This window comes from Pseudomonas sp. 22490 (assembly GCF_052044465.1).
GTDB classification, from domain to species: domain Bacteria; phylum Pseudomonadota; class Gammaproteobacteria; order Pseudomonadales; family Pseudomonadaceae; genus Pseudomonas; species Pseudomonas aeruginosa.
In genome coordinates this window covers 42,478-48,624 of record NZ_JBQENS010000046.1, presented here as the reverse complement: position 1 = coordinate 48,624, position 6,147 = coordinate 42,478, and the positions used below count along the sequence as shown (strand labels likewise).

The window sequence follows — 6,147 nt, the reverse complement described above, 5'->3', positions numbered from 1 at the left end:
CAATGTCATCAACTTTGGAAATTATCCATAAATATCATATAATTAGCGCTCAAATCAGTGCATGGGAGAAGCCCTTTTGACTACCTATACCGCATCGCTTGACACCGCCAGCCAAACCCTGGCTTGAAAATTGTACAAAAAATAACCAGCCCGCTCGATTGTCCCGCCTTCATCGCCGCCCACCGCCAGAATCCTCAAGACTTTACCCGCCGACGCCAGCTCACCTTCAAGAACCTCGTCCTGTTCCTGCTCAATCAGCCGCGCACGGCCCTGCAAACCGAACTCGATCAGTTCTATCGCGTACTCAATCAGGCGTCGACTGAGACGCAAATGGTCACTGCGCAGGCCTTCTGCAAAGCGCGCAAAAAGCTCAACCCCGAGGTATTTGAAAGTCTCAATCGCCTCCTGCAGCAACAAATTGACTGCTTCGGGCTGCGTCAGAAGTGGCGTGGGCTGAGGGTGCTCGCGGTGGATGGCTCGACCGTGCATTTACCCCTGGAGTCGACCATGGCGACCTTCTTTGGCAGTCACTCTGGCTTTCCCATGGCTCGCTTGTCCACACTCTACGAAGTCGCTGACGGTCAAACCTTGCATAGCCTGATCGTGCCCCTGACAGTCGGTGAGCGCGACTGTGCCCATCTGCACCTTGAGCACCTGCCGGCTGACAGCCTGACGCTGTTTGACCGTGGTTACCCTGGGCACTGGTTATTCGCGCTGTTCGCGCAGCAACAGCGGCACTTTCTGATGCGCCTGCCCTGTGGCTATAACGCCCAGGTCAAAGCGTTTCTACACTCTGGCCAAGTTGAAGACACACAGCTTTTCGTGGCCAACCATCCTGAAGCACGTCTGTTCTGCTCCGAGGCTGGCGTTGATCCTGCCAGCCAGATCGAGCTGAGACTGATCCGGGTCGAGTTGGCCAACGGCGAAAGCGAAGTATTGCTGACCTCGCTGCTGGATCGAGAAGCCTTTCCCGCTGAGGTGTTTGCCGAGCTTTACCACCGCCGCTGGGGCATCGAAACCGACTTCCGTCGCCTCAAACAAACCCTGACGCTGGACAACTTCAGCGGCCGCAGCGTGACCGCTGTAAAGCAGGACTTTCATGCCGCTCAACTGTTGAAGAACCTGGCGCTGTTGATGCAGCACCTGCTACAGCCGGTCATCGAACAGCGCCACAAAGGTCGCAAGCTGCGATGGAAAGTCAACTTCACCCAAGGCGTGTCACGGCTCAAAAATACCCTGGTCGAGCTGCTGGTGCGGCACTGTGCTCAGGGGCTGAGCAATGTGCTGGCCTTGATGGCTAAAAGCCTCAGTGCCGTACGCTCAGGCCGTAGCTTTGCGCGCCAACGCAAACGCGCAGCCAGCCGAGGTTGTGAGGGCTACAAACCGACGCGCTGAAGAAACACCACCGCCCAACCTCCGTGCAAAAAAAGCTGGCCACAAGCGGTCGGCATAGGCTCGTCCGGAGGACGAGAAATCTCGCCTAGACAGCCGGAACAGACGATGATCACATCACCGCCAGCCCAGCTAGACCGCCTGATTGAGCGGCAGAGGCCTGGTCATCGCCCGACGGCCATGGCGGCTGGCTGCTTCGGGGGGCTTGCCTTGGGCAGGGCTGCAGCTTAGGTTGATGACATTGGGTCTAACCCATCTCGTTACTCAAGCGAAACACGGTAAGCCCGTATCGCTGCCCATTGGGGCAGGCAGACCGTAAGGAATGCTGTTGGCGGTGCGGGTATAGGAATGTGGAAAAAGCGAATGCTGTCCTGTAATGGGGCGGATAGGGGTTGAGCCGCAAGGCGACATCACTCCACGCGAAAGCGGGCAGACTTCCACTTGGTCTTTCTCTACGAGAGAACTTGTCCAACCTTCTTAAAGAGGGAATTGCAGATGACTACGCAAGAAATTGCTTGCGCGGGTGCGCCCTCACGCGAATCGGTCACATGGCACAGCATCGACTGGGCTGCGTGTCACCGTGAAGTGCGAAGGCTCCAAGCGCGTATCGTAAAGGCGACACGGGAAGGAAAACATGGCAAGCTGAAAGCCCTGCAATGGATTCTGACCCACTCGTTCAGCGGCAAAGCATTGGCCGTCAGACGAGTCACCGAGAACCAAGGCAAGAAGACGCCGGGTGTGGATGGCATCACATGGTCCACCCCGGAAGCCAAGTCTGAAGCCATGTTGTCACTCAAGCGGTGCGGGTATCGTCCCCAACCGCTGAAGCGTGTCTATATTCCCAAAGCCAATGGGAAGATGCGGCCGCTGGGTATCCCGACCATGAAGGACAGAGCGATGCAGGCGCTATACCTGCTTGCTCTTGAACCCGTGGCCGAGACCACTGCGGATAGGCGCTCATTTGGGTTCCGACCAGAAAGGTCCACGGCGGATGCTATCGAACAGTGCTTCAAATCACTGTCCATGAAGGCGTCTCCGCAATGGGTTCTGGAAGGCGACATCAAAGGCTGCTTCGACAACATCAGCCATGACTGGCTCATGGGTCATGTACCGACAGATCGCGAGATTCTGAGGAAGTGGCTCAAGGCCGGATACATGGAAGATCGGCAACTTTTTCCAACCGAAGCCGGTACCCCGCAAGGGGGCATTATCTCGCCAACCCTGGCGAATCTCGTCTTAGATGGTCTTGAAGCGAAGCTGTTTCAGACGTTCGGCAAAGAACGTTTTATAAATGGCAAGCAGATCACCATGAAAGTCAACTACGTGCGGTATGCGGACGACTTCATCGTGACAGGACGCTCGAAAGAGCTACTGGAACAAGAGGTCATGCCGATAGTCAAGGAATTCATGCGGGAACGGGGGCTCACGCTCTCACCGGAGAAGACCAAGATTACGCACATAGACGAGGGCTTTGATTTTCTAGGTCAAAACGTGCGCAAGTACAGCGGCAAGCTGTTGATTAAGCCGTCGAAAACGAACGTGACAACCTTTCTGGAAAAAGTGCGCTCCGTGGTCAAAGGAAACAAGGCGCTAAATCAGATACATCTGATCAAGCTACTTAACCCGATGATCCAAGGCTGGGCAAATTATCACCAGCACGTCGTCTCAAAAGCGACGTTCGCGAGTGTCGATCATCAGATTTGGCATGTGTTGTGGCAGTGGGCCGCCCGTCGGCATCCGCATAAGGGTAGTGTCTGGATCAAGCAGCGCTACTTCCATTCCGTAGGCTCCCGTAACTGGGTGTTTGCGGCGGCGACAGGTGAAAAGTTCCCCGATGGGAATTCGATCCTGGCGGTACTGCGGAAGGCAACGGATACGCCCATCCGGCGACACCGGCTAATCAAGTTGGAGGCTACTCCACTCGACCCGCTGTGGGAAACGTACTTTGAGGAGCGTATGAGCCTCAAGATGCAGAACTCACTGAGGGGCAGGAAGAAGCTCATCAACCTCTGGTTGGATCAGGATCGCCGTTGTCCAATCTGCCAGCAATTGATCACGCAGGAATCGGGGTGGCATGTCCACCACATCATCCGGCGGGTCGATGGCGGAAAGGACGGGAGTACCAACCTCGTGATGGTGCATCCGAACTGTCATAACCAGATCCACGTCAATGGTCTCAAGGTGGTGAAGCCGGTTCGCGAAAGCGAGCTTTGAAAGGCTTGAGCCGTATGAGGGGAAACTCTCACGTACGGTTCTTAGGGGGGGGATGGGCCAGTAATGGCCTGTCCCTACCCGACTACATCTTCGCGAAGTCCTATCCGGTCGCGGGCGGCGCGCGCTTTGAAGTCCGCGCCAACCTCGACGGCATGACGCTCAATGGCATCGACAAACTAAGCCGTGACGAGGCCCGCAGCTTCGCCACCCAGGAAGTCGATCCGCTTGATGAAGAGCAAGAGGCACAGCCAGCGGCAACGCCGGCCAAGCCCGTCAAAGCATCCAAACCCGCCAAGCCCGCACCCGTGCAGGCGTCGGCGGACCCGCTGGTCGATACCACGCCTTTCGGGGTGGATGCGCCGACGCCCGCCGCGGTTGCTGCCACCGGCAGTGCCGAGGATGGCGATGCCGCGCTGTTCGGCAGCCTGTGGCCGCTGGGCGAATCCGTGAAACTGGATTCGACCATCGACCGCCGCGCGTTGCGTGCGCAGATCGCCCGCCTGGGTGAACTGGGCTACGCGCTGGACTTTAAGACGCAGGAGTGGAGCCGCCAGGCCGAACTGCAACCTGCGTGATCGCAGACGCCGCATCCGCGGTGTTCTTCATCCACCCGCCGGGGTTCCTTCCCCATGCGGGGGGAGGCTCCGGCTTTCTTCTGGAGGTCTCCACCATGTCCACCATCGCTTGCGATACACCTCATACCGCGCTGGACGAACCCGCGTGGCGCGCTGTCTGCAAGACGGCCGCCGAGCATGCCCAGCGTGGTTGCGGCCTGTCCTGGGATCACTGGGTCACTCTCTTCAGTTCGGAGATCGACGCGCAAGCCAGTCGATTGCCGGAAAACCAACGGGCTCAGGCCCTGGAAATCGCGACCCAGGAATGGGACTACGCAACGCCTGCCCAACGGCAGGAAACCCGGGACTGGAACGCTGCAAACGGCTACTGCTCCCATGGCATCGAACTGGGCTACTGCCCAGCCGGTTGCGGTTCCTAGTCCGCACCGGACTCCATCGCCGCACACGCGGCATTCCATCACCCGCTGGGGGTTCTCCCCCAAGGAGAGGCCTCCGGCTCCATTCTTCAGGAGGCCTCTCATGGGCTGGTATTTCTCCCCCCAATCGCGGTCTGAACTGATCGCGGAACTGATCGCACCGCAAGAGACCGAGCGCGCCAGCGTCAAGGTCATCGCCCACGCGCTGCGCGGCAACGTCCTCTGGTCCGTCGCGGAAGTGACGGCCAAGGTCGAAGGTGTGCATCGTCATCTGGCGCCGGGCCAATCCCTGCGCTACATCCGCTGCGATCTGCTCGAACGCAGCGGCGGCCAGTGGGGCTACAAGCCGCTGGACGAGTCCATGCACCCGTACTACTACTCGTGCCCGCTGTCCTATCTGGACCTCGCACCGGAGCAGTCCGCCGACTGGCGTGCAGGCGTTCGCGCCTACCACGCGCGGCGGCGCACACCCACGGCACCTGCGGCATCCACCGCAGCGCTGATGGCCTGAGCCAGGAGGAACCGACATGGACCCGATCCTGGCTGCGCTCCCGCCCTCGCTGCTGAAGCTCGTTGAAGGGAGTTTGTCCAACGACGAAGTTTCTTCCGACGAGGAAATGCTGGAGTACCTCATCAGCAATGGCCTCACCGAGGAACAGGCACGGCAGGCGCTGACCTACCGCGACCAGTACCTCAACAACATCTACCTGGACGGCTTCACGCCGATCACCGCGGTGGACGACGCACTCCACTTCAACCCGCACACCCGGCAGTTCGAGCCGGACTGAGCGAATTTCTTCCACCCCCTGGGACAGTGCTTGCCCCAGCGGGCGGTGCTGTTCCCGTTTATCCGAGGACACCACCATGCCCGCACACACTTCTTCTACCACGCTGTATCGCATCGACGAATGCTCCGACGTGATGGCCGACGCTTGCGTCGGCGACGACCAGGGCAACCTGATCTTCCTGTCGATCTGGGCGCGGGACACCGCCGTCCAGCAGTTCCTCGCTCGTCTGACCCTCGGGCGCGACAAACAGGGCCTGGACCAGTTCCACGTCATCACCGACCAGGGCGGCAGCGTCCCGGTGTTCATCGGCAACGTCGATCGTCTGGAAAAGCGCATGACCCGCGCCTACCGGCGAACGCTGTTCGGTTCGCTGTCCAACGTGTGGCTGTTCGACCGCCGCTGCGTCAAGCCCGACAAGGCCAACGCCAGCGCACTGGCATTGCTGCCCAAGGGCAGCGCCCACCGGCTTGACCGCCTGTGGATGCTGCTAAGGGACACCTGCCCACTGCCGCTGCTCGACCACTGGCGCGAACCCGTGCTGGAACTGCTACAGACCCGCGAGATGCTGGCCCGTCTTCCGTTCGCCCTCGGGCCGCTGGAAGGCCATCGGCTCGCCATCGACGTGCCGGCGCTGACCCTGGCGCTGGGCTCTCTGATCCGCAGTGACGTGCTCACCGCCTATCCCTATCCGGCCAAGATTTGGACGCCGGAAGCGGTAGCGGCTTGACCCACCCGCGAGGGCACGCCAAAGCGTGCGTTCGC

At 59.7% G+C, this 6,147-nt stretch carries 6 protein-coding genes and 1 pseudogene; all 7 read left to right on the top strand.

All coding sequences use genetic code 11. The features are described from left to right. Positions 1–123: 123 nt before the first annotated feature. Positions 124–1,395 carry an IS4-like element ISPa1635 family transposase gene (locus tag ACTJJX_RS31990; RefSeq protein WP_004423958.1) on the top strand — a complete coding sequence of 424 codons (1,272 nt, stop codon included), beginning with the start codon at positions 124–126 and terminating at the stop codon, positions 1,393–1,395. A 492-nt stretch (positions 1,396–1,887) separates the two neighbouring features. Then, on the top strand, positions 1,888–3,606 hold the full coding sequence (gene ltrA / locus ACTJJX_RS31985) for a group II intron reverse transcriptase/maturase (RefSeq protein WP_023082325.1): 1,719 nt from the start codon (positions 1,888–1,890) through the stop codon (positions 3,604–3,606). A gap of 83 nt (positions 3,607–3,689) precedes the next feature. Next, positions 3,690–4,181: pseudogene (locus ACTJJX_RS31980) on the top strand (DUF3275 family protein); the annotation flags it as partial. A 95-nt stretch (positions 4,182–4,276) separates the two neighbouring features. Beyond that, positions 4,277–4,600 carry a hypothetical protein gene (locus ACTJJX_RS31975; RefSeq protein ID WP_023082323.1) on the top strand — a complete coding sequence of 108 codons (324 nt, stop codon included), beginning with the start codon at positions 4,277–4,279 and terminating at the stop codon, positions 4,598–4,600. 100 nt (positions 4,601–4,700) lie between these two features. Further along, positions 4,701–5,108: a hypothetical protein gene (locus ACTJJX_RS31970; RefSeq protein ID WP_023082322.1), complete on the top strand. Its 408-nt coding sequence runs from the start codon at positions 4,701–4,703 to the stop codon at positions 5,106–5,108. Between the two features lie 16 nt (positions 5,109–5,124). After that, a complete protein-coding gene (locus ACTJJX_RS31965) occupies positions 5,125–5,385 on the top strand; it encodes a hypothetical protein (RefSeq protein WP_023082321.1) in 261 nt (86 codons plus the stop codon). Positions 5,386–5,461: 76 nt separating this feature from the next. Continuing rightward, a complete protein-coding gene (locus ACTJJX_RS31960) occupies positions 5,462–6,112 on the top strand; it encodes a hypothetical protein (RefSeq protein WP_023082320.1) in 651 nt (216 codons plus the stop codon). Positions 6,113–6,147: the final 35 nt, after the last annotated feature.